A 24,547-nucleotide genomic window follows, 5' to 3' on the forward strand; every position below is an offset into this window, starting at 1 on the left:
AATGAGCCCAGTTCAAGCAGGTCGACGGCAAGTTCGTCCTGCCGGCCGCTTCAGCACCTCATGCACCCAGTTCCGGATCGAGCGCCGAGGTTGGTTCGTCGTGGACGCGGTGGGTCATGTGGACCTTGGCGAGCATCTCCAGCGCCAGCTCCTTCGCTTCCCTGGCGGGAAGCCCGCGCACCTTGCGCACGGATCGCGACGTTCTCCGTCACCGAAAGATGCGGCCAGAGATTGGACAGCTGGAAGACCATTCCCATTTCGGCGCGTTGCGGGGCGAACGGCGATCGTTCATCGGCCGGCCGCGGTTGACGCCGATCCGTTCGCCATCGAGATGGATTTCCCGGCGCTCGGCTCCTCAGGCAGCGCAGGCAGGTGGCCTTGCCAGAGCCCGAGGGGCCGATCAGCGCGATCTCTGGCCGGCGGCCATCTCGAAGTCGATGCCTTTCAACACTTCCATCTGCTCGTAGCTCTTGCGCAGGCCCGTCGCCAGATCGGGACGATCGACCGTATGTGTGAAGAAGAAGCGCAGCGCCGACACGATGCTGTTCATCCTCGGCACGGGAACACCGTCGTCCTGCTGCTCGATCTGGAACCGGCGCAGGTCGTCGGTGGTCGCTGTGTCTGGTGAACGCCCGAGGAACGTCGCCAGGCGTCCGATGTCGCCCAGATAGTTGCGCTGCGTCTCCCGTGAGAAACGCCGCATGTTCATGTCGTCAATCAGCCGCTGACGAAGTGGACTGATAGGTGCATCAAGTACAGGATAGGGCATGGTCAGGCTCCTTGTTGAAGAAGCCCCGTGATGCTCTGCCGCTGCCGAACCACCCTCAATGCGAGCGCGACGTCCGGCTCGTGATCTCTACCTCACCCCACGCGCCCATCCCGCGCAGCGGGTTCGTTCTTCGGGCTTCAATTCGGTCATCTCGAACATTCATTGGGAGGGCAGTCCCCTGAGGCTAGCGGACGACGATTGGTGAAGCTCGGAATGCGGCGATAACGCGGTAAGCACTCGTTTTGGTCTGCCGAAATGACAAACAAGGAAGCGGTGACTTCTTCCGAATATCTGCGCCATTTCAGACTTCACAGCCACGATCAAAACCTGACGACCAGCGAATGTCGGTTTCAGTGGCTGGCCGTCCCCGCAAACACTTTCATCATAAATCAATAACCGTCCCGGTCTAACCGGGGGCGGCCTTATTGTTTGATCGATACGCGATCGAGCAAGTTAGGACGCCCAGGCGCGATGTATCGCGCCTTAGGCAGCGGCAAAATCGGATTCCTGTGTCGGATGGCTCCTGCGCCAAGCCCCGGGTGAGTAGCCAGTGATCGTTCTGAAGGCACGCGTAAAATGGCTCTGATCGGCAAATCCGTTGGCAAGTGCCACTTGAACCAGCGCGTCGCTTGTTTGAAGCAGCGCTTTTTGTGCTTCTCGTATCTTCGCGGCAAGATACCAGCGATGCGGCGACATTCCTGTAGAAGCCTTGAAAGCACGAGCAAAATAGCCCTCGGAAAGTCCGATCATATCGGCCAAGTCCTTTAAAGGGATGGCTCTGGGTAGACTCTGCTCCATGAGCACGGTCACTCGGCGGAGCCGTGCGGGGGTAAGTCCACCCCGTTTTTCCTCCTGCCCTCTCAAGCCGAACAGATTGTACGATATCGCCAGGGCGAGGCTATCTCCATAGAGGCGATCATCTGGGTGGGTGTGAATGCAGGCATCGGCCAGCAATTCAACCAGAGCCAGGAGGCGGTTGTCGTGGAACATTACACGCGGCGTAAGGCGGGATGTAAACTCGAAGGCTTCACCGAAGTGTACCGCCAGTTCAGGAAGATCGAAATCGACGACCAGCCGGCGGATGTAGTGGCACTGTCGGGTAAACTGCCAGAGAGGTACCCCGGCTGGCACGAAGGTGAGATGTCTGACAGCCCCTCCCGCGGAGGGAGGCATGGACTGGGTCGGGCAGAAGGGCGTCAGAAGCATTTCCGCGCGGCCGCCGATCTGCTCCAGGATCGCGGTCAGTCGCGGCCGGTTTGACCCTAGGTCCTCCAGATGCCGACCGGGACCATGCAGGTGGGCGACTTCGACACTAACGCCGGTCAAGCATCGCATCTGTCTGTGCGCAACCCTTTTCTCGGCGGCTGCCATGAAGCCCGTCGTCGTTTCGCCTAAACGATCGGTCGTTTGACTGTTCACCGGTTGTCCCTCGCGGCAGCACAACGTCCCTGCAATGCCGATAGGATGCACTTCGCGGAGGTCTCGCGAAATTGGTGAAGCGGTGGAATTTCCGATACTTCCAATGGCCCGGCGTCGACTCATACTTTCGAACGAAGCCCGCAAGCGCAGCCGGGACGCCGACAGAAGCGCGAGAAGATCTTGAGCCTGTGATCTGCTAAAACTGAACCAGACCCCGCCGGCTGGCGACGGAGATCGCTTCGGTCCGGCTTAGAACATTGAGCTTGTTGAAGATGCTGCGTAAATGCGACTTCACAGTCGTTTCGCTGATGTGCAGATTTAGGCCGATCTCCTTGTTTCCCTTGCCCTGCGCCAGCAGCGTCAGCACGTGCATCTCGCGGCCGCTGAGTTCTTCGCTGCTGACGGCAGCTGCAAGCTTTGCGACCAGCAGCGACGGGATACAGATTTCCCCTGCATGAACCTTGCGAATGCAGTCGAGTAGATCTTCCCGCTGAGCGTCCTTCAACAGGTAGCCACGGGCACCGGCTTTGATGGCGCGGGAAATCTCATGGTCCGTGTCGAAGGTCGTCAAAACGACAACGCGCGCGGAAGGATCCTGCTGCCGGATTTCGCCCATAGCCGCGACACCGTCGAGAACCGGCATACGCAGGTCGAGCAGCACGACGTCAGGATGCTGCTGCCGCCAGAAATCGACGGCATCACGGCCGGTTGCGGCTTCCGCGACGACCAGCATGTCCGGCTGACGGCCGATGATTGCGGCCAAGCCTTCGCGCACCGTTACGTGGTCGTCGGCAATTAGAACCCTGATCTTGGCCTTTGGCATTTTTTCGGGCGCAACGCTCATGACGTTCAAGCCTCGTGCGAGGGCAAGGTGATCCGCACGGCCGTGCCCTTCGCCGCTGAGCTTTGAACAACGAGCCGACCGCCTATTCTTTCGACCCGCTCCCTGATTCCAAGCAAACCGTATCCATCATTCTTGCTCGAAGGATCAAAGCCGCGTCCGTCATCGGTCAGATCAAGGCAGACTTCTCCCGGTAAAAAGATCAGCTTGGCGACAACCAGTTTCGCCCGTGCATGACGCAAGGCGTTCGTAAGGATCTCCTGGCCGATACGAAACAGATTCTCTTCCGAATCGGGAGGCAGTGATCGTGGTGCGCCAAGCACCGCGAAATCCAGTTTCAGGCTCGTTCCTGCCGTCATCTTCGTGAATAACTCCGCCAGCGCTCCGCTGAGATTGCTGTCGGCCAATGCCTGCGGACGCAACGCGTGTACTGAACGCCGGGCTTCGTTAAGACTTTCGCGAGCCAGGCGGCGGGCGCGGTCCAGATGCTCTCCAGCTTCCGCAGAAAGCCCCCGCAGGTTTGCGTCCTCGGCGGCTTCCAACTGCACGATCACGCCCGTCAGCCCTTGGGCAAGAGTGTCGTGTATGTCGCGAGCGATGCGATTGCGTTCCGCGATCACGGCCGTTTCGCGGCTCTGAGTGGAAAGGCGCGCGAACTGGATCATCAGCATCACTTGGTTGGCCAAAGCCTGAGCAAGGTCCATCTCCTCCGTGCCAAACACCCGTTTCTCGACAAAGCGAAGACCGATCGCCCCTTCAAGATGGCCAGCGACGAACATTGGCACCAGCAACACAGTGATAATGCCCATCGGCAGCAGACGATCGCGCAGAGAAAATGCCGGGACCGTGCGGATGTCTTCAATGAGGCTGGGCTTACCCGTACGAAAGACCTCCGGCCAAGGCCAGCGCTCTTCCATCGGCAGCCATTTGTCCATTCCGGCGAACCGCGGATCGGCGCTGGTTACCACCCGGCCCTCTTCGAAGGCCATCTCGATGCCTATCATTCCAGTCGCGGGATCCCGTCGCCAGACGCTGATGCTATGAGCTCCGAATTGCTCGGTGATGATGCGCAGCACGTGTTCCACCAACTTGTCGGCGACGGGTTCCATCGCCAGTGCATCGAGCGTGCTCTTGAGTGCCTCGGCCTGGCCACGCGATACATTTTCTGAAGCACTGAGCGCCTGCTCTACGCGTTTACGCTCTTCGATGTCCGTATTCGTGCCGTACCATCGAATCACGGCGCCCGACTCGTCGAGTAGCGGCGCGCAGCGCAATAAAAACCATCGATACGCGCCGTCGAACCGGCGCATCCGCGCTTCATGCTCGTCTGGACGTGCCGACTTGATGATCTCGCCCCAATGTTCGATTAGGCCGGGGAGATCCTCCGGATGGATGACGCTTACCCAGTTCCAGCCCAACCCCTCCTCCATGCTGAGCCCGGTGTAGGCACACCATTGGCTGTTCAGAAATTCGACCGAACCGTCCGCTCGGCCGAACCAGATCAATCCGGGTGTCGTATCAGTCGCCAGCCGGAAGCCCGCCTCCCACTGCCGCCGGTCCGCATGGATACGAAGTGCCTCCTTCTTTTCGGTGAGCTGAGCTGAAATCTTCCGGCTGGCATCGAGCTCGCTCCTCGCATGGGCAAGTTCTTGCTCGAGCAGTTTCAGCTTCGCGCCAGCATCGTCAACCATTCCCCCACTTCTGTCCATGACGCGCCCTCGACCGTGGGACAACAGCCTATCACCCTTGGTTTCGCTCGGAACGAAAAAATCATCCGCGCGCAAGGGCGGCGCGAGAAAAGGGCTGCTTCCTTCAATCCAGGTCAGATTCGAGCAATCCAATAGGAGCACGAAACCTATTGTTCCCGAGGCCAGGTCGTCAGCCGAGCCGACACAGCTCGGTTCACATGCTCAAAGCTTCGGGAGAACAACATGCTCAAGATAGTGATAGCGGCGTTAGGCGTGATGCTTCTTACGTTGCCGGCGTCGGCTCGGATTGTCCCCTTTCCGTCTGAATTTAAGGCGCAGTCGATCGACACCAACGGCACCAGCCTTTACGTCCGAGTTGGCGGCAAGGGGCCTGCGGTGCTCTTGCTGCACGGCTTTGGCGACAGCGGCGACATGTGGGCGCCGCTCGCCGCCAGGCTGATGAAGGACCATACCGTAATCGTGCCGGACCTGCGCGGCATGGGGCTCTCGGCCCATCCAGATACCGGCTACACCAAGAAAAACCAGGCGCTCGACATTGCCGGCATCCTGGATCATCTGAAGATCGACAAGGTGGATCTCGTCACCCACGATATCGGCAACATGGTCGGCTATGCCTTCGTCGCCCAGTATCGCGACCGCGTCACACGTTGGGCCGTCATCGATGCGCCGCTGCCAGGCATCGGCGATTGGGAAAACATCATCCGCTTGCCGCTCTTGTGGCACTTCAACTTCCGCGGCCCCGACATGGAGCGATTGGTTGCGGGCAGAGAGCGCATCTATCTCGATCGCTTCTGGAATGAGCTGTCGGCGAACCCCAAGGCCATCGATGAAGCGACCCGTAAGCATTATTCGAAGCTCTACGCCCGACCGCGTGCCATGCACGATGCCTTCGAGCAGTTCGCCGCGTTCAACCAGGATGCGGCCGACAACAAGGAATTCGTCGAAAAGGGCGGCAAGGTTGCCATGCCGGTGCTGGCGCTGGGTGCCGAAAAATCCTTCGGCGCGGGTCAGGCGGATGTTCTGCGCTTTGTCGCAACCGATGTGACCGCCGGGATCATACCGGGCTCCGGACATTGGATCATGGAGGAGAATCCCGACGCCACGATAAAGCTGGTCACGGATTTTCTCGCCAGATAGCTGCCCGGCAACATGGCCAAGTACAGCACCTGAAGGCACAGACCCATGGCAAGCCGACCCACGCGCAATCAAGTCGAGGACCACCTCTTAACACCCAGCAACTGCGCCGTCGTGATCATCGACTATCAACCGGTCCAGGTAACCTCCGTAGCGTCAATGGACCGGCGTACCCTTGTCAGCAGCATTGTAGCGCTGGCGAAGACGGCGAAACTCTATGATGTACCTGTCGTGTTGACGACAGTGAACGTCAATACCGGTCGCAACCAGCCCCTCATTCACCAACTGCGCGACATCTTCCCGGCCGTTGAAGCGATCGACCGCACCGCGATCAATGCATGGGAAGACAAGGACTTTGCCGACGCTGTCAGGGCAACCGGCCGAAAGAAGCTCGTTATGGCCGCTCTCTGGACCGAGGTCTGCCTGGCCTTTCCCGCGCTCGATGCATTGCGCGACGGTTTCGAGGTTTATGCAGTGGTCGATGCCGTCGGGGGCACCTCCATGGAGGCACACCGGGCCGGGCTCGAACGCATTCTGCAAGCAGGGGCGGTGCCAGTCAGCTGGGTTCAGTTCGCCTGCGAACTGCAGCGCGACTGGCTCCGCGAAAAGACGGTTCCGGCCTTCGCGGAAATCGTCTTCGCGGTCGAAGGACATTGAGCCGATATCTTCGAAAGCCTCAGCTTCGCGCTCGACGGGAGAAGAAAATGAACCAGGAAGTCCTCAACCCCGTCGATGATCGCTTCGAGAGCCGCGGCGGTTTGAAGATAGCCTTTCGGTCGTGGCGCCCATTCTCCAATCCGAACGGCGTCGTCGTTATCGTCCCCGGGTTCAATTCGTGGCCGAGCAGTTCATAGGCGACGGGCCGGCCGTCTATGCCGTTGACCTGCGCGGACGCGGCAGGTCGGATGGCGAGCGCTTCTATGTCGACAGTTTCGACGACTATGTGAGCGACGTCGCGGGTGTCGTGGAGATCGCCAAGTCGCGGGAGCCCGGTCTGCCGGTGTTTCTGCTCGGACACAGTGCAGGCGGTGTGGTCGCCTGCCTCTACGCGCTAAAAAACCAAGCTGGGCTGGCGGGGCTGATCTGCGAGAGCTTCGCGTTCCAGGTGCCGGCGCCCGACTTCGCCCTTGCGGTGCTCAAGGGGCTTAGCCACATCGCGCCACACGCGCATGTCTTGCACCTCAAGACCGAGGATTTTTCTCGCGATCCGGCCGTCGTCGAGGCTATGAATGCCGATCCACTCATCGCCCATGAAACCCAGCCGACCAAAACAATTGCCGAGATGGTTCGCGCCGATGAGAAGCTCAAGGAGCAGTTCCCACTGATTAAGCTGCCCTTGCTCATCCTCCACGGCACGGCCGACAAGGCGACGAAACCGAGCGGCAGCCAACTCTTCTATGACACCGCCGGCGCCGTCGACAGGACGCTGAAGCTGTATGACGGCCATTTCCATGACCTCCTCAATGACAAGGATAAAGAGGTGGTCATGGCCGACATCAAAGGTTGGGTCGACGAACGTCTTTGAAATCGATGATCAACCTCAGGCGCCGGCGATCAGCGCCCGACTGTCCGGACATGGAGATTCGTCCCTCACTCCCAAACGGCTCGGCCTGCGACAGCAGAAGTTCGAAAACCGTCACTCCCTTCCGGTCGCCGCTAGCAAGGAGATCATGCGAGCGTGACAGAGCCATGATCCGCTCACGAACCTGCCGCTCGAAAGCTGTGGGATTGTGCGCCGCTTGTTGGTTTCCCTGATCATCGATGAATGACGCAATATTGGTTTTTTGACCCGGTGGTTGACTTCGCGCATCAACATTCGAATGCGATGCTCGTGCTCCTTCGTTGCCGTGATATCCCGGGCGACTTTCGATGCGCCGATAATCTGCCCGGCATTTTGCGCACGGGCGATAGAGGATCGAGGCCGCCTGCTCTTCCGAATATTGCTCGTTCCAAAATCGAAAATCCGCCACTCGACCCGCGGCTGGCTCAATGTCACGCGGCTTGCTGGGATTTCACAAATGTGAATTGGATGGGAACCGGGCACTCGCAACTAACGTTGGGTTTTGACGTGGGATTAGGCGAATACATTTTAGGTGAAGCTAAAGGATGACTTGTGTTACAGGCTAAAATGGCATGACTTCTTCGGAATGCGGTCTAGATGCTGGTCCTCCTTCCGCCGATGCCGATCTGGAATCCGTACTTTCGAGGGCCGACGGCTTGGCGATAGCGACCAGGCGGGGAACAACCGCGTATTCACTGATGCCACCCGGATCGTACACGTTTCCAGCCCGCCACCATGTCGTATACATCGGCCTCGAACCCGCGCCGGGCACATGCGCGAGACTGGGCAATGGCAAGTCCGAGCGTTATGACGCTCCGGCAGGGAGCGTCATCTTGAAGCCGGCGCATCTCGAAGCTCGCCTGCATTTGTCGGAGACGCGCGAAAGTTCGATTATCGTCTACCCTGAAAACAGCCTGAAGGAACTTGCGAGACAACAGTTCGGCACTGAACAGGTCGAGTTGAAGCCTCCGCCCCTCGGCACGCTCGATCACACCGCCCTGCGTGTCGGACAATTGCTCAAGGCCGAACTTACCAAGGATCAGGGCGCCGCCGAATTTTATGTCGAGCACCTCATCGCCATTCTCGGACTTCATATCCTTCATGCCTACACATCGCGGGACAGGGAACCCGAGCAGCTCAAAGGCGGGCTGACACGAAAAGCGGCGCGCACTGTGGAGGACTTCCTGAGGGCAAACCTTGCCCGGAAAATCACCGTCGACGAGTTGGCGACGCTTGCCAATCTTTCGCCAAATCATTTCATCCAGGCCTTCAGCCGAACCTTTGGGAAGTCGCCGCATCGCTATCTTTTGGATCTGCGGCTGGATCACGCAACGCGGCTGCTTTCTGAGGGAGACGCGACCATAACGGACGTCGCCTATCTCAGCGGGTTCTCCAGTCAGAGCCATTTGACGGCTGCGATGAAGAAATATCGGGGGACAACCCCGACGCGCTTCCGCTCCTCGATCTGAAATCGTCGAACCGAGGGTCGTTCATTAAAGCTATATTAGCCTTACGGAATAACAACTTGTGCTATTCGAGTAACACTTTTGTCTAAGTTGCGCTTCACGCACCGATCGTCCGGAAGTTTTTACAAAACACCGGGCTTTTCTGAAATACGCAACGTACAGTTCATGCATTCCTCTTGCGTTGCACCCTGATTCCGTCAGGGAATATTATGGTTTGCTAATGCAAGGGGGGATATATGGCTGGGTTGGCCTGCGGCGAGACGATTCCCGACTATGTGGAATCCGGCGATAGCGCCGGGGACCGAAGGTTGAAAGCTGACACCCCGCATCCCGGACGCGCATTCTCCCAGGCGCGGTCGGGCCGCGCGGGGCAGCCCAAGGCGAAAGACGCCATTTTCTCGCGGTTGCTGCGCGGCGGCCGCATGACCAAATGGAAAGGCGAGGCGGCGAGCTATGCGCCGAATCTTGCCTACACGATCGCTTCTGCTCCTCGTCAGCGCACCGCTGCCGTCCTGCTCGCGCTCCTCATGGGCCTTGCGGCCAACCCAGCGGGCGCCGCGGATCTCTACTGGGATGCTGATGGTTCGGGACTCCAGCTCGGCGGCACCGGAACCTGGAACACGGCGGCGCCGCCGCTCTGGAACACCACAGGCAATGCCACGGCCGGCCCGTTCGTCATCTGGAACAATGGCACTCCGGACAACGCCATCTTTGCCGGCACGGCGGGGACGGTCACGCTCGGCGCGCCGATAACGGCTGGCAGCCTCACCTTCAACGTCAGCGGCTATACCATTGCAGGCGGCACGCTGACCCTCGGCGGCGGGACGCCGACAATCACGGCAACGGGCAACGCCACCATAAGCTCCATCATCGCCGGGTCGGGGGGCCTGACCAAGGCGGGTGGCGGCACTTTGAGCCTGACTGGCGTGAACACCTTCACGGGCGGCATCACAGTCAGCGCTGGCGGATTTGCCATCAATGCCGATGCAGCGCTCGGCGCGGCCGCCAATGGTATATTCGCGGCAGCGGGCACCTCCCTGACCTTCAATGGCAGTCTCAACGCAAGCCGCGTCGTCACGCTGGGAGCGGGCGGTCAAGTGACCGTGACAGGGGCGGGTGCGGCGGCGGCTCGTTATACCGGCAGCGGCGGGATCGTCGCAGCAACGCTGACGAATGCCGCCAATGACTATACCGGCCCCACGACGCTGAGGAGCAGCAGCAGTGTCTCCTTTTCTTCGATTGGCAATCTAGGCCAAGCAAGCGCATTGGGCGCACCCACGACCGCCGCGAATGGAACCGTGCTCATCATGACCGGCTCGGGCGGTGACCAGTACGGGGACAGCGCCAGCTATACTGGCGGAGCGGCCAGCACCGACCGCGGCTTCGAGCTGCGGCCTGGTCCGATCAGTGGCGCAACCCTTACCTTCCGCAATTCGGGCAGCGGAATGCTGACCATTAACGGCGGCATTGCGCTCACCAGCGCCGGCAGCAACAGCGGCAGCAACTCGGTTAGCTTCTCCGCCGATTCTGCCGATCTCCAGCTCCTCGGGGTGATCAGCAGCAGCAGTGGTCGATTCGTTAACTTCACTGGCACCAGCAATGCCAGGACCATCACACTGGGTGACGCCAATACTTTCGGGGGCACGGCCGGAATCGGTGCCGTCACAGTCAAGGCCGGTACAATGGCGAATGCGGGCGTAAACAGCTCGCTCGGGGCGGGTGCCTCGATAAGCTTGGGCAACGGCAGTGTTCTCAGTTATACCGGCGGTGCAGTTGGTCTTGACCGGACGTGGTCGGTGTCGGGCGCTGCGACACTGCAGAGTGATGGTACGGGAGCGCTGACTCTCAATGGCGCGACGACGCTCGCCGCCGGCTCCACCTTCACGCTTGGGGGCAGCTACACCGGATCCGACAATACGGTCTCCGGGGTGATCTCCGGCTCAGGCGGTCTCGCCAGCATTGGCAATGCGACCTGGGTGCTCACCGGCGCCAATACCCGCACGGGCGCCATCACCGTCAACGGAGGAACGCTGCGTGCGGGCAGCGCCTCAGCCTTCGGTACGATAACCGGCATAACGACCAATGGCGGCACGCTGGACCTAAACGGGTTCAACATGTCCACGACCTCGCTTGTGGGCACGGGCGGCGCGGTCGCGATGGGGAGCGGCAACCTTACGCTCAATCTGGGCACCGGCGTCACCAACACCTATGGCGGCAGCATTACCGGCACCGGCAGCCTGACCAAACTCGGCGCGGGCACGCTGACGTTGACGGGTGCCAGCACCTATACAGGCGCAACGACGATCGGCGGCGGCACGCTGGCGCTCGACTTCTCGCCGGCCGGAGGGCCGACCAGCGGCATTATCTCTGCCTCGTCGCCGCTCGTCATGAATGGCGGGACATTGACCGTCAAGGGTGCGGCAGGCGAGACCAATCTGCAGAGCTTCGGCGGGCTCACGATCACCACGGGCAACAACACGGTGAGCGCCACCTCCGGGGCTGGGGGCAGCACCACCGTAAGTCTCGGCGCCATCACCCGCACCGGAGGCCTCGCCAATTTTGTTCTGCCCACGGCTGGAGCGATTGCGACCAGCAATGCCGACGGCGCGCTCGGCGGCTGGGCGACCGTCAACGGCTCGGACTATGCCAAGGTGGTGGGGGGCAACATCGTTGCTTTCACCGCGGCCGACTACGTCAACCAGGACAACGCCAGCCTGTGGCAGGCCAACCAGATCCTGAGCGATGCCGGCGGAGCGGCGAACACGCCCTTCTTCAACACGGTCGGCGCCAGCGTTCAGATCGGCGGGCTCCAATATACGGCCGCCGCGAACTCCACGGTAATCGTGGCAAGCGGCCAGACCCTCGGCATTGACGGCACCATCATTGTCGCGCCCTCGGTGGGCGCGGCTAACCAGACCATCACCGGCGGCTCGATGACGGGCACGCTCGGCGGCGGCGTGCTGGGCGTCCAGCAGAACGGTACCGGCACCTTTACCATTGCGTCGACGATCGTAGACAACACGGGCGCGGTAGGCTTCAGCAAGGCCGGGACGGGCAAGGTGGTGCTGTCCGGTAGCAATACCTATACCGGCGCCACCACCGTGAGCCAGGGTACCCTCTCGATCAACTCGGTCGCCAATGGCGGTCTCGCCAGCGCCATCGGTGCTTCGACGTCCGCTTCATCGAACCTGATGATCCAGGGCGCCACACTGGAATATACCGGGACGGGCGCCTCCACCGATCGCGGCTTCACCATCGCACGCGCCGGCGCCATCACATCGAGCACGATCAAGGTCACGAATGCCGCCGCCAACCTGACCTTCTCCGGGCAGGTGGTGAGCCCCGATGGTGCGGATTTCATCAAAGACGGTCCCGGCACGCTAACGCTTGCCGGGAGCAACAACAGCTATACCGGCACCACGACCGTCAACAGTGGCACGCTTGCGGTGACCACCCTCGCCAATGGCGGCACCAACAGCTCCATCGGCGCGTCCAGCAACGCCTCGTCCAACCTGGTCCTGCAGAACGGCGGGAAGCTGGGTTATATCGGCACCATCGCCAGCAGCGACCGCGGCTTCACACTTGGTACGGGCGGCGGCGGCATCGATGTCGCGCAGGCGACCACGACCCTGACTGTGAGCGGGGTGGCCACTGGCGCGGGCAGCCTCACCAAAACGGGCTCCGGCACCTTGGTGCTGTCGGGCACGAACACCTATACCGGCGGCACCACGGTGAGCGCCGGCATCTTGCGCGCCGGATCGGCCCAGGCCTTCGGCGGCGACGCCGCCGGAACGGGCGCTGGCGCCATGACTGTGGCCAGCGGTGCGACAGTGGACCTCGCCGGCAACAGCGTCTTCGTCGGTGGGCTCAATGGCGCGGGCAATGTCACCCTGGGCTCGGGGACCCTCAAGATCAACAGCAACGGCAATTTCACCGGCACGATCGGCGGCACGGGCGGGGTCAGCATAACTGGCGGAACACAGACCTTCAGCGGCTGCGGCAACACCTATGCCGGGGCCACCACGCTGAGCGGCAACAGCGTTCTGAACGTCGGCTGCCTGGCGAATGGCGGCGAGCTGAGCGACATTGGCATGTCCGGCAGTGCCTCGACCAATCTCGTCTTTAGCAATGGCGCCCTGAACTATACCGGCGGGACGGTATCGACCAATCGTGGCTTCACGCTCCAGGGAGGAACGGGCGCCATTGGTGTGGCCAACGCCGCCACGACGCTTACCTTCAGCGGTCAGGCCACAGGTCTCGGTACGCTCCGTAAGGACGGTCCCGGTACGCTGATGTTGTCCGGCACTAACGACTACAGCGGCGGAACGACGATTACCGGCGGCATCTTGAGAGCCGGTTCGACCAGCGCCTTCGGCACGGGCGCCATGACGGTGAACAGTGGCGCGACGCTCGATCTCGCCGGCAACAACAACACGGTGCTCGGGCTCAACGGCGGCGGCAGCGTGACTCTCGGATCGGGCACGCTGACCCTAAGTGACGGGTTCAACCTCACTTTCAGCGGCGCGATGAGCGGCGCCGGCGGGCTCGTGAAGAACGGCACGCGCACGCAGACGCTCTCCGGCTGTAGCAGCAGCTACGACGGCGGCACAACGATCAATGGGGGCGTTCTTGCGGTCACCTGCCTGAACAATGGCGGCATCGCAAGCTCGATAGGCGATTCCAGCGCTGCGGCAACCAACCTGGTGCTCAATGGCGGCACGCTGCAATATATCGGCGCCGCCGGCAGCACGGACCGCCAGTTCACGCTTGGGGCCAGCGGCGGCACTCTCGATGCCTCCGGCACAGGCGCGATCAATTTCACCAGCACGACGCCGGTCACATTGTCGGGAACGGGCAACCGCACGCTCACGCTCGCCGGCAGCAACACGGCCAACAACTCGCTTTCTGCCCGCATCGACGATCCATCCGGGGGCGTCACGTCGCTGACGAAGTCCGGTGCCGGCACGTGGGTCTTGAACAACACGACCAGCACCTATACCGGCGTCACCACGATCAGCGGCGGCGTGCTTGCGGTGAGCAAGCTGGCCAACGGCGGCCAGGCGAGCTCGATCGGGCAGTCGTCGAACCTGGCATCCAACCTCGTGATCGGCAGCGGCTCGACGCTACGCTATACGGGCGCTGGCGACGAGACGGATCGCCTGTTCACATTGCAGACCGGCATCAGCTTCATCGAGTCCTCGGGCACCGGCGCGATCGTCTTCAAGAACACCGGTTCGGCCGCCTATACCGGCAGCGGCAACCGCACGCTGGCGCTGGGCGGCACCAATACCGGGCTCAACACGATGGGCGGCACCATCATCGATGGCCCCGGCGGCACGACCACACTCGCCAAGAACGACAGCGGCACCTGGGTCCTCACCGGCAACAACACCTTCACCGGCAACACGGTCGTCAATGACGGTAATCTGATCATCGGCAATGGTGGCACCAGCGGCAATGCCGGCGCAGGCAACGTCATCGTCGCCAACGCGACCTCCACGCTGTCCTTCAACCGCTCCGACAGCTTCAGCTTCACGGGCACGCTGAGCGGTGCCGGCAACATCGCCCAAATCGGCACCGGCACGACAATCCTCACTTCGGCAACAAACGCGATCGGCGGCAGCACACGGATCGACGCCGGCACATTGCAGGTGAACGGCAGCCTGACGAGCAGCGGGGGGATTACGATCAACGCTGGCACGCTGCAGAGCAACGGAGGGGGCGCCTCCATAACCACGCCGACGATGACGATGAACTCCGGCTCGAAGCTCAACGTCGGCGGCGGCACGGTCCAGGCAGCCGGTGGCACGCAGACGTTGTTCGCGGGCGGGACCGGCGGCGCCACGATCAACTTCACTGGCGGCACGTTGCTCGGCAACGGCACGCTGGGCGGAGGCGGCAACATTGTCAATCTCGCCGCCGGTTCGCTCAATACCGGCGCAGCCGCATTGAATCTCGGCAGCGGCAACGACACTTTCCTGTTGAGCGGTCTTGCGACAATCGCCGGAGTCGGGGTGGACGGCGGCGGCGGCTCCGACACGCTGCAGGTGACCACCACCCTGAGCCGTACGCTCAATGGCGCTCAGATTACCGGTTTCGAAAGCTTGAACAAGCAAGGCGCCGCCACCCTCACGCTGACGGGCGATCACAGCTACAGCGCCGGTACGACGATTTCGGCCGGCACGCTGCAGATCGGCAATGGCGGGGTGGCCGGCGCGCTGGCGACGCCGAATGTGACCAACAACGGCACGCTCGCCTTCAATCTGAATAACAATTATACATTCGACAGCGCCCTCTCCGGCAGTGGCGTGGTCAACAAGCTCGGCACCGGCACCACCACGCTAACCGGAACCAACACCTATATCGGCGCGACGAACGTCAATGCCGGGACATTGCTGATCAACGGCAACCAGTCGGGTGCTATCGGCCAGACTACTGTCGCGAGCGGGGCGACGCTCGGCGGCACCGGCACGATCGGCGGCAGCGTCACCGTGGCCGACGGCGGCACGCTCGCTCCCGGCGGCGCGGGCAATGCGCCCGGCACGCTCACCATCGGCGGCAACCTGACGCTCAACAACACGTCGGCCGTCAACGTCAATTTCGGCCAGGCGAACGTGCCGGGCGGACCGCTCAACGATCTCATCAATGTCGGCGGCAACCTGACGCTCGACGGCACGCTCAACATCACGCAGACGTCGGGCGGCACCTTCGGACCGGGCGTCTATCGCATCCTTAACTACGGCGGTTCGCTGACGAATAACGGACTGAACGTCACGTCACCCGATTATTTCGTGCAGACCGCGGTCGCCAACCAGGTCAACCTCGTCAATTCCGCGGGGCTGACGCTCAGCTTTTGGGACGGCAATGCCGGCCCCCACTCCAATGATGCGGTGGATGGCGGCAGCGGCACTTGGCGCGCTGCGGGCGACCAGAACTGGACCGACGCTACCGGCACCTTCGCTGCACCTTTCGCCAACGCCAGCTTCGCCATCTTCCAGGGTGCCGCCGGGACGGTCACGGTCGACAACACGAATGGCCAAGTGCAGGCGGCGGGCATGCAGTTCGCCACCGGCGGCTATCTCATCCAGGCCGGCGACGTCGCTTTGGTCGGGCTGCAATCGACCATCCGCGTCGGCGACGGCACCGCAGCCGGTGCGGCCTATGTAGCGACAATCACCTCAAACCTCACCGGCAGCAGCCAGCTGCTGAAGACGGAGCTCGGCACGCTGGTGCTGTCCGGCACCAACAGCTACAGCGGCGGCACCGCGATCAATGGCGGCACGGTCCAGGTCGCGTCGGACACCAATCTCGGCGACGCGTCCGGCGGCCTTTCGCTGAACGCCGGCACGCTGCATACGACGGCGGATATTACTTCTGCCCGCGCCGTGACCCTCAATGTCGGCGGCGGCACCTTCGACACCGACAGCGCGACCAAGCTGACGCTGACCAACACCGTGAGCGGCGCCGGGACCTTGACCAAGGAGGGTGGCGGCACGCTGGTTCTCAGCGGCGCCAACAGCTACCAGAGCGGCACCGTCATCAATGGCGGCACGGTCCAGATCACCGCCGATGCCAATCTCGGCGATGCGGCCGGCAAGGTCACCTTCGACGGCGGCACGTTCTACCAGCAGGGCCCGGCCAGCATCGTCACAGGCCGCACTGCGACGCTTCAGGCGGGCGGCGGAACGTTCCAGATCGACAGCACAGTGCAGTGGGAAGGCGCTATCGACGGCGCGGGGGCGCTCACCAAAACGGGAACCGGGGCGCTGATCCTCGGCGCCGACAACAGCTATGCCGGCGGCACGACAATCTCAAGCGGCATCCTCATGCTGGGCACCGGCGGCACCACGGGCTCCATCTTGGGCGACGTGGTCGATAACGGTACCCTCAGCTTCAACCGCTCCGACCTCTATACCTTCGGCGGCACGATCTCGGGCAGCGGCGGCGTCACCCAGGACGGAACCGGCAACACCGTGCTTACGGCCGACAACACGTACGGCGGCACCACGCTGATTGTCGGCGGCGGCGGGCTCTACATCGATGGCGACCAGAGCGCAGCGACCGGGCTGGCCAACGTCAACAACGGCACGCTGGGCGGCAACGGCACCATCGGCGGCGATGTGTTCGTCGATGTCGCGGGCAGGCTGGCCCCCGGCGGCCTGGGCTCCACGCCCGGCACCCTCACCATCAACGGCAACCTCGAACTGGCCGACAGCTCGAACCTTGATTACTCGTTCGGCCAGGCCGGCGTGGTCGGCGGCGCCTACAACGACCTCACGGTCGTCCACGGCAATCTGGCGCTCGACGGCACGATCAACGTGACGGAAGCGCCCGGCGGCAATTTCGGACCGGGTATCTATCGCGTCATCAGCTATGACGGCGCTCTGACTGACAACGGGCTTGATACCACGTCGAGCGATCACCTGGTGCAGACCTCGGTCGCAGGCCAGGTGAACCTGGTCGACATCAGCGCGATGACCCTCAACTTCTGGGACGGCGATGCCGGGCCGAAGGCCAATGATGGCGTTGACGGCGGCAACGGCACCTGGCGGGCGGCCGGCGACGACAACTGGACCGGCTCCGACGGCGACATAAACGCCGCCTTCTCGAACGGCAGCTTCGCCATCTTCGCAGGTAGCGCCGGCACCGTGACGGTCGACAACACCAACGGCCAGGTGCAGGCCGCTGGCATGCAGTTCGCCACGGACGGCTATCTCGTCCAGGGACAGGACATCGAGCTGGTTGGATCGCAGGCGACGATGCGCGTCGGCGACGGCACCCTGCCGGGTGCAGACTACACGGCAACTATCAATTCGAACCTCACCGGTGTGAGCCAACTGGTGAAAACCGATCTCGGCACGCTGGTGCTTGGCGGCACCAACAGCTACAGCGGCGGCACCGCCATCCATAGCGGCACGTTGCAGGTTTCGGCTGACGCCAATCTCGGCGATGCGGCGGGCGTATTGTCATTCGACAATGGCGCGACCCTGCGAAACACCGCCGCGTTCGGCTCGGCGCGTAACGTCACGCTCAATGCCGGCGGCGGCACGTTCCAGACCGATGCCGATCTCACGCTTTCCGGCGTGGTCGGCGGCACGGGCGGCTTCACCAAGCGGGGCGGGGCGGCGCTGACGCTGACCGGCGCCAGCGCCTATGCCGGGCCGACCACGGTGACGGCAGGCGGGCTCTATATCGACGGCGACAACAGCCTGGCCACAGGGATTACTTCGGTTGAGTTCGGCGCCACGCTGGGCGGCAAGGGCACCATCGGCGGCAATGTGATGGTCGCCAACGGCGCGACGCTCTCGCCAGGGTCGGCCGATGGCACGCCGGGAACGCTGGCGATCGCCGGCGATCTGACGCTCTCCGGCGGCTCGATCCTCAACTACAGCTTCGGCCAGGCGAATGTCGCCGGCGGGGCTCTCAACGATCTGACCACCGTCGGCGGCAATCTCGTGCTCGACGGCACGCTCAATGTCACTGTCTCGCCGGGTGGAACCTTCGGCCCCGGTATCTACCGCGTGTTCGATTACAGCGGGACCTTGACCAATAACGGGCTGTCCGTCGGCTCCATCCCGTCCTCGAACTACTTCGTGCAGACGTCCGTCGATCATCAGGTGAACCTGGTCAACGCAAACGGACTGAACCTGAACTATTGGGACGGCGATGCCGGTCCGAAGTTCGACGGCACGATCAATGGCGGCAACGGCACCTGGCAGAGCTCTTCGGGCAACGACAACTGGACCGAAGACACCGGGTCGATCAACGCAGCCTATTCGGACAGCGCCTTCGCCATCTTCGCCGGCCAGGCCGGCACGGTGACGGTGGACAACGGGCTCGGCCAGGTAACGGCCGCCGGCATGCAGTTCTCGACCGACGGTTATGTCATCCAGGGCGGCGATATCGGCCTTCTCGGGCCGCAGTCGACGATCCGGGTCGGCGACGGCACCAACGCGGGTGCGGGCTATACGGCAACGATCGCCTCGGCGTTCACCGGCAGTGCCCAGCTGGTGAAGACGGATGCCGGAACGCTGGTGCTGACCGGCACCAATAGCTACACCGGCGGCACGGCGATCAATGGCGGCACGCTGCGGATCTCGGCCGATGCCAACCTCGGCGATGCGGCGGGCGGGCTCTCCTTCAATGGCGGCACGCTCAACTCCACCGCCAGCTTCGCCAGCGACCGCGCCATCGACGTTCTCGGCCAAGGCACTATCTCGACCGACGCCGGTACTACCTTGACCCTGAACGGGGCATTGACGGGGTCGGGTGCCTTCAACAAAGCGGGAGATGGAACGCTTGTCCTGACGTCCGCTGGCTCGACCTTCTCGGGATCCACCTCCGTCCAGCAGGGCACGCTTGCGGCGGGCGCTGCGGACGTGCTGAGCCCCTTGTCCGCCTTCACCGTCGACTCCAGTGGCACGCTTGACCTTGCCAGCTTCGACCAGACGGTGGCCTCGCTCAACAACAGCGGCGCGGTGCGGCTTGGCGCTGCGGCACCCGGAACAGTGCTCACGGTGAGCGGCGACTATGTCGGCAATGGCGGCAAAATCCTCATCAATGCCGCGCTGGACGGCGATGGCTCGACCACCGACAGGCTGGTGGTACATGGCAACACCGCCGGCGCCGGCATCCTTGCGGTCACCAATGTCGGCGGCGCGGGCGCGCAGACCAGCGAAGGCATCAAGATCGTCGACATCGACGGCAGCTCGGCCGGCACCTTCATGCTCGCCGGCGACTATGTCTTCGAGGGCGACCAGGCCGTGGTCGGCGGCGCCTATGCCTATCGGCTCTACAAGAACGGCGTCAGCACGCCGGCCGACGGCGACTGGTATCTGCGCTCCACGCTGATCAACCAGACCGGTCCGCTCTATGCGCCTAGCACGCCGCTCTATGAGGCCTATGAAGGCGTGCTGCGGAGCTTCAATGAACCGGGCACGCTGCAGCAGCGCATCGGCAACCGGGCCTGGGGCGAGGGCGCGACGCCGCAGGGCGCGGACGTGCCCGGCCAGGGTCCGGTCGACGGCAACGCCATCTGGGCGCGTATCGATGCCGCGCATGGCAAGTTCGAGCCCAAGACCTCGACCACCGGCACCGACTACGACGTGACGACCTGGAAGCTCAATGCCGGCGTCGACGGCCTGCTGCATGAGAGCGAGGCCGGCATCCTGCTGGGCGGCATCACCGTCCATTACGGCACCGTCTCGTCGGACGTGTCATCGTCCTTCGGCACCGGTTCGATCTCGGCCACCGGCTACGGTGTTGGCGGCACGCTGACCTGGCTCGGCAACAGCGGCTTCTATGTCGATAGCCAGGCCCAGGCGACCTGGTATGACAGCGACATCAACTCGGCCGTGCTGGGCAAGCTTGCCGACGGCAACAAGGGGTTCGGCTATGCGCTTAGCATCGAGAGCGGCCAGAAGATCGCGCTGCGCTCCAACTGGTCGCTGACCCCGCAGGCGCAGCTTTCCTACTCGGCCGTCGACTTCGACAAGTTCACCGATCCGTTCGGCACGATCGTGTCGCCCGGCAGCGGCGACAGCCTGATCGGCCGCCTCGGCATCTCGGCCGACTACGAGGACCAGTGGGCCGACAGCGCCGGGCAGGTGAGCCGGGCGCATGTCTACGGCATCGCCAACCTCTACTACGACTTCCTCGACGGAACCGATATCGATGTCTCGGGCGTGAAGCTTTCCAGCCAGAACCAGAAGGTCTGGGGCGGCGTCGGCCTCGGCGGCTCGCTCGACTTCGGCGACGGCAAGTACTCGGTCTATGGCGAGGCGCTGGCCAAGACCAGCCTGGCGAGCTTCGGCGACAGCAATGTCGTCAGCGGCAAGCTCGGCTTCAGCGTGCACTGGTAGCGGCGTCAACGAGGCTGGACAATCGGAATGCGGGCAGATGTGCGCACTCTCTCCGTTCGCCTCTTGGGCGTGATGAATTTCTTGAAGATGGAAACGAGATGGAAACGAGATGAAACGAATTGGATATGCCACGCTGATCGCCGCAAGCCTGCTCTCCCTTGCGGCCGCATTCGCGCAAGACACGGCAGCTCTCCCTGGCGGTGCGACTTCGCTCAGGGAAGGGCATGGCGACTGGACCGTCTCCTGCAATCTCGCCAGCGAGAACGGCGCCGCCGTCAAGGTCTGCACGCTGTCGCAGGAGCAGACCGACAGCCAGTCGCGCCAGCGCGTGCTGGCGATGGAACTGCGCCCGACCGGAGAGACAGTTCAGGGAACGCTGGTCCTGCCGTTCGGCCTGGCGCTGGATCAGGGGGTGACGCTGCAGATCGATGACGGTCTGGTGCTACCGCCGCTGCGCTTCCGCACCTGCCTTCCCGGCGGCTGCATCGTCGATCTGAACTTCGACGCCCAAACACTCACAAATTTGCGCGAGGGCAAAAGCCTGAAAGTCAAGGTGGTTGCCGACGGCGGCAAGGAGACCAACCTGGCGCTTTCGCTGAACGGCTTTCCCAGCGCCGTCGACAGGACGGTGGCGCTGTTGAAGTGACCCGGTTGCGCGACCGACGTTCCTTGCAACTGGGCAGAATGTCCGTTCTGAGACGCAATGCAAAGCTTGGCTTTGGCCGGTCGCTCCGGAAGCGGTTAGACTGCTTGTTGGCCTAAACCGTCATTAGTCGCGCCAACGATGGTAGCCAACGATCTTTAAATCAGCTGCGAGATCGTGCGGGACCATACGGGAAGATTTCTGATTTTGGCCCACGAAAAATCCAATTGAATCAATATTCTGGATACGTCCTCCGGGGGCGTAGGCTCGACGAACGTCGTTGTTCTCAATGTGGGCCAGTTGGCGCTCTATCGCATCCGGATGCCATTTTCCGCATTCGTTAGCAGAGTTGATGCTGTTGCTCGAAAACCATGCGCGGCGCTTCCTCCTTGCCGTAGCCCATGCGGCGAAGGGCGGCGTTAAGCGTGTTGTCGGAAATCGGACGCGAAACCGATCGAACGCCAGGAAAGAGCAGCGATCCACCACCAGAGATTTCTTTAAGCGAAGTCAAGACGCTTATGGCCTGCCTTGAAAGGGGTACGCGGTGCGGCCGGCGCATTTTCATGCGTGCTTCAGGAATGATCCACATCGAGCTTTCGAAATCGAACTCTTCCCATTCTGCCGCGCGAAGTTCGCCGGGGCGGGGAAACATCAATGCCATGAGCTTCAGGGCAGCTCGGGTTGTAGGCTGTCCGTCAAACGCATCGACCGCCCTCACCAAGCCGCCGAAGGCCTTAGGATCGATGATCGCGGCACGCGGCGTGACCGTTGGAGTGATGAGTGCGCCCCTTAACGCGATCGTCGGATCAGCCTCGGCGCGTGCGGTCGCAATTGCATATCGAAACACGGTGCCGATGGTGGAGCGCAGTCGCCTCGCCGACTCATATCGACCACGAACTTCCACGCGGCGAAGGGCAGTAAGGACGGTGGCCGGATCGATCTCCCGAATGCACTTGTCACCAATTGTCGGATAGGCAAAGTCGAGCAGCCATTTGACCTTGCTAATCGTCCGGTCGGCACGTCCCTCCTTTTTCAGCTTGTCAACATATTCGTCCGCGATTGAACGGAAGGTGTCTTTTTGCGAAGTGGCCTTATGGAATCTTCGCTCCTGAGCTGGGTCGGCACCAGCCTTAAGGAGACGTTTGGCTTCATCGCGTGCTTCGCGGGCATCGGCGAGAGAGATGACCGGGTAGGTGCCGAGAGACAGCAGCTTCTGCTTTCCGTCAAATCGATAGGCTAGGCGCCATAGCCTGGTTCCCGACGGCTGAATCCATAGCTGCAGCCCGCCGCCATCGGACAGTTTCTGGAGCTTGGACGCGGGCCGGGCGTTGCGGCATTTCACGTCGGAGAGAGCCATTGTGGGACCTCCTGTTTTGGCGCTTCGATACCAACAGGGTCTCAGATACCAACAAAAATACCAACACCTCGCCCCGTTGGACGAAATCTGCCGAACTGCGATGAAATTCGTTCAAGCACACTCATCGTGCCGAAAAGAGGAGCAAATTCAGTGCCTTGCGGAGACTTGAGCGTTGAAGCTTTGGCGAGAGGGAATGTCGGGAGAAGAGGGAATGGTGCCCAGAGGCGGATTCGAACCACCGACACGCGGATTTTCAGTCCGCTGCTCTACCAACTGAGCTATCTGGGCCTGTGCCGGCTAACGGAATGCGCCCGCCGGGTTTCACGAAGGCGCCAGGCGGCGCCCCTTGAAAGCGCGTGGGTTATAGCACGGGAATCTTGCCTGTCCAGCGCCTAGGTGTTGATTTCGTCAGGAAAGAAAAATCGCTGGAAAACAACCGGTCGCCGGCTGCGCTTACGGCTCGTCCTTGGGCGTCGGGCTGTCGTCTTCTTCCTCTTCGCCGTCGCGGCCGGGAATGACATAGGCGCCCTTCAGCCAGCGGTTGAGGTCGATGTCCTTGCAGCGCGCCGAGCAGAACGGATAATGCTCGCGCACCGACGGTTTACCGCATTCGGGGCAGGGCCGTTTCGGCCTCAGCGGCGTTACCTTGTCGCCCGAGCTCATGTGTAGACTATGCTCATGAGCGCGCGGCGTGCCAGTGCTGGTGCGCCTTGAAGCCTTCGCCGGAAAGCAGCGCCACGCTCTCGTAGAGCGGCAGGCCGACCACGTTGGTGTAGGAGCCGACCAGCTTGACGACGAAGGAACCGGCCAGGCCCTGCACGGCGTAGCCACCGGCCTTGCCCCGCCACTCGCCCGACGCGACATAGGCGTCGATCTCCTCGCGCGGCAGCCGCTTGAAGCGCACCCTTGTCTCGACCAGCCGCTGGCGCAGCTTGCCGCCGGGCGTGATCAGGCAGATGCCGGAATAGACCCGGTGCGAGCGGCCGGAAAGCAGGCCGAGGCAATTGACGGCGTCGTCGATCGTCTCGGCCTTGGGCAGGATGCGCCGTCCGACCGCCACCACCGTGTCGGCGGCGAGGATGAAGGCTGGCGCATAGTCCTCCTCGCCCTTCAGCGAGGCCAGCGCCTTCTCGGCCTTGTCCTTGCAAAGGCGCTTGGCCAGCGAGCGCGGATGCTCGGCGCGCAGCGGCGTCTCGTCGACATCGGCGGGCAGCACCCGGTCCGGCTCGATGCCGGCCTGCTGCAAGAGTTCGATGCGGCGCGGCGAACCAGAGGCAAGCACCAGCTTCTGCAGAATGCTCATGGGGGCATGATGCCGAAAAGTGTGAAGCGGTTTTCGGACGACATCATGCTCCACTCCCTGATTTGGAGCCGGATGATTTCGGGTCAACCAGACCTGAAATCATCCGGATCTGGGTCCGCGCTAGATGGTTACTTGAAGCGATAGGTGATGCGGCCCTTGGTCAGGTCGTAAGGCGTCATCTCGACCAGGACCTTGTCGCCGGTCAGCACGCGAATGCGGTTCTTGCGCATGCGGCCGGCCGTGTGGGCGATGATTTCGTGTTCGTTTTCGAGCTTCACCCGGAACATCGCATTGGGCAGCAGTTCGGTGACCACACCTGGAAACTCGAGGACTTCTTCCTTCGGCATTCGATACCTTTGCTTGGATGGCGGTTCCGGCGCCTAGAGCATGATGCCGAAAAGTGTCAAGCGGTTTTCGGGCAACATCGTGCTCTAGTTCTTTTGATCCGGAGTCGGATGATTTCCGGCCGAACCGACCGGAAATC

Annotated in this window: 15 protein-coding genes, 1 tRNA gene and 2 pseudogenes; 6 read left to right on the plus strand and 12 right to left on the minus strand. The window is 62.4% G+C overall.

The window, feature by feature from the left end; translation table 11 throughout:
- Positions 1–58: 58 nt before the first annotated feature.
- The 6 genes and pseudogenes from LB525_RS28570 to LB525_RS14205 form a co-directional block, all read right to left on the minus strand.
- Positions 59–190, minus strand: coding sequence for a hypothetical protein (locus LB525_RS28570; protein WP_263492784.1), 132 nt, complete (start codon positions 188–190; stop codon positions 59–61).
- 40 nt (positions 191–230) lie between these two features.
- Positions 231–410, minus strand: a pseudogene (locus LB525_RS28725) (ectoine/hydroxyectoine ABC transporter ATP-binding protein EhuA); the annotation flags it as partial.
- On the minus strand, positions 401–769 hold the full coding sequence (locus tag LB525_RS14190; RefSeq protein WP_224523679.1) for a phage integrase N-terminal SAM-like domain-containing protein: 369 nt from the start codon (positions 767–769) through the stop codon (positions 401–403). The gene LB525_RS14190 and the pseudogene LB525_RS28725, both read right to left, overlap by 10 nt.
- 483 nt (positions 770–1,252) lie before the next feature.
- Positions 1,253–2,188, minus strand: a complete 936-nt coding sequence (locus LB525_RS28645) for a helix-turn-helix domain-containing protein (protein ID WP_224545072.1) — start codon at positions 2,186–2,188, stop codon at positions 1,253–1,255.
- A 196-nt stretch (positions 2,189–2,384) separates the two neighbouring features.
- Positions 2,385–3,032 (minus strand): response regulator, encoded by a 648-nt coding sequence (locus LB525_RS14200; RefSeq protein WP_224545073.1) that lies wholly within the window; start codon positions 3,030–3,032, stop codon positions 2,385–2,387.
- A gap of 5 nt (positions 3,033–3,037) precedes the next feature.
- On the minus strand, positions 3,038–4,720 hold the full coding sequence (locus LB525_RS14205) for a histidine kinase (RefSeq protein ID WP_224545074.1): 1,683 nt from the start codon (positions 4,718–4,720) through the stop codon (positions 3,038–3,040).
- Positions 4,721–4,960: 240 nt separating this feature from the next.
- Here LB525_RS14205 and LB525_RS14210 point away from each other — a divergent pair, with 240 nt between their 5' ends.
- From LB525_RS14210 to LB525_RS14220, 3 genes are all read left to right on the plus strand, one after another.
- Positions 4,961–5,875: an alpha/beta fold hydrolase gene (locus LB525_RS14210; RefSeq protein ID WP_224545075.1), complete on the plus strand. Its 915-nt coding sequence runs from the start codon at positions 4,961–4,963 to the stop codon at positions 5,873–5,875.
- 45 nt (positions 5,876–5,920) lie between these two features.
- On the plus strand, positions 5,921–6,529 hold the full coding sequence (locus LB525_RS14215) for a hydrolase (protein WP_224545076.1): 609 nt from the start codon (positions 5,921–5,923) through the stop codon (positions 6,527–6,529).
- Positions 6,530–6,707: 178 nt separating this feature from the next.
- Positions 6,708–7,397, plus strand: a complete 690-nt coding sequence (locus LB525_RS14220; protein ID WP_318012403.1) for a lysophospholipase — start codon at positions 6,708–6,710, stop codon at positions 7,395–7,397.
- Here LB525_RS14220 and LB525_RS14225 read toward each other — a convergent pair.
- Positions 7,369–7,842 (minus strand): HWE histidine kinase domain-containing protein, encoded by a 474-nt coding sequence (locus tag LB525_RS14225; RefSeq protein ID WP_318012404.1) that lies wholly within the window; start codon positions 7,840–7,842, stop codon positions 7,369–7,371. The genes LB525_RS14220 and LB525_RS14225 overlap by 29 nt on opposite strands.
- Before the next feature lie 424 nt (positions 7,843–8,266).
- Between LB525_RS14225 and LB525_RS14230 the strand changes: the two genes are divergently transcribed.
- The 3 genes from LB525_RS14230 (at position 8,267) to LB525_RS14240 (ending at position 21,406) form a co-directional block, all read left to right on the plus strand.
- Positions 8,267–8,902: a helix-turn-helix domain-containing protein gene (locus LB525_RS14230; protein ID WP_224545078.1), complete on the plus strand. Its 636-nt coding sequence runs from the start codon at positions 8,267–8,269 to the stop codon at positions 8,900–8,902.
- A 233-nt stretch (positions 8,903–9,135) separates the two neighbouring features.
- The gene (locus LB525_RS14235; RefSeq protein WP_224545079.1) at positions 9,136–20,760 is read left to right on the plus strand and encodes an autotransporter-associated beta strand repeat-containing protein; all 11,625 of its coding nucleotides are present in this window, start codon (positions 9,136–9,138) and stop codon (positions 20,758–20,760) included.
- 109 nt (positions 20,761–20,869) lie between these two features.
- A complete protein-coding gene (locus LB525_RS14240; protein WP_224545080.1) occupies positions 20,870–21,406 on the plus strand; it encodes an invasion associated locus B family protein in 537 nt (178 codons plus the stop codon).
- Positions 21,407–21,661: 255 nt separating this feature from the next.
- On the opposite strand, the pseudogene LB525_RS14245 reads toward LB525_RS14240, so the two are convergent.
- From LB525_RS14245 to infA, 5 genes and pseudogenes are all read right to left on the minus strand, one after another.
- Positions 21,662–22,760, minus strand: a pseudogene (locus LB525_RS14245) (tyrosine-type recombinase/integrase); the annotation flags it as partial.
- 212 nt (positions 22,761–22,972) lie between these two features.
- Positions 22,973–23,048 (minus strand) — tRNA-Phe (locus LB525_RS14250).
- A 165-nt stretch (positions 23,049–23,213) separates the two neighbouring features.
- Complete coding sequence (yacG, locus tag LB525_RS14255; protein WP_140847161.1) at positions 23,214–23,423, minus strand: DNA gyrase inhibitor YacG; 210 nt, start codon at positions 23,421–23,423, stop codon at positions 23,214–23,216.
- Positions 23,424–23,436: 13 nt separating this feature from the next.
- On the minus strand, positions 23,437–24,063 hold the full coding sequence (locus LB525_RS14260) for a Maf-like protein (protein ID WP_224545081.1): 627 nt from the start codon (positions 24,061–24,063) through the stop codon (positions 23,437–23,439).
- 128 nt (positions 24,064–24,191) lie between these two features.
- Positions 24,192–24,410, minus strand: coding sequence for a translation initiation factor IF-1 (infA, locus tag LB525_RS14265; protein WP_006200926.1), 219 nt, complete (start codon positions 24,408–24,410; stop codon positions 24,192–24,194).
- Positions 24,411–24,547 lie beyond the last annotated feature (137 nt).

This window comes from Mesorhizobium sp. CA16 (assembly GCF_020165175.1).
Classification (GTDB): domain Bacteria; phylum Pseudomonadota; class Alphaproteobacteria; order Rhizobiales; family Rhizobiaceae; genus Mesorhizobium.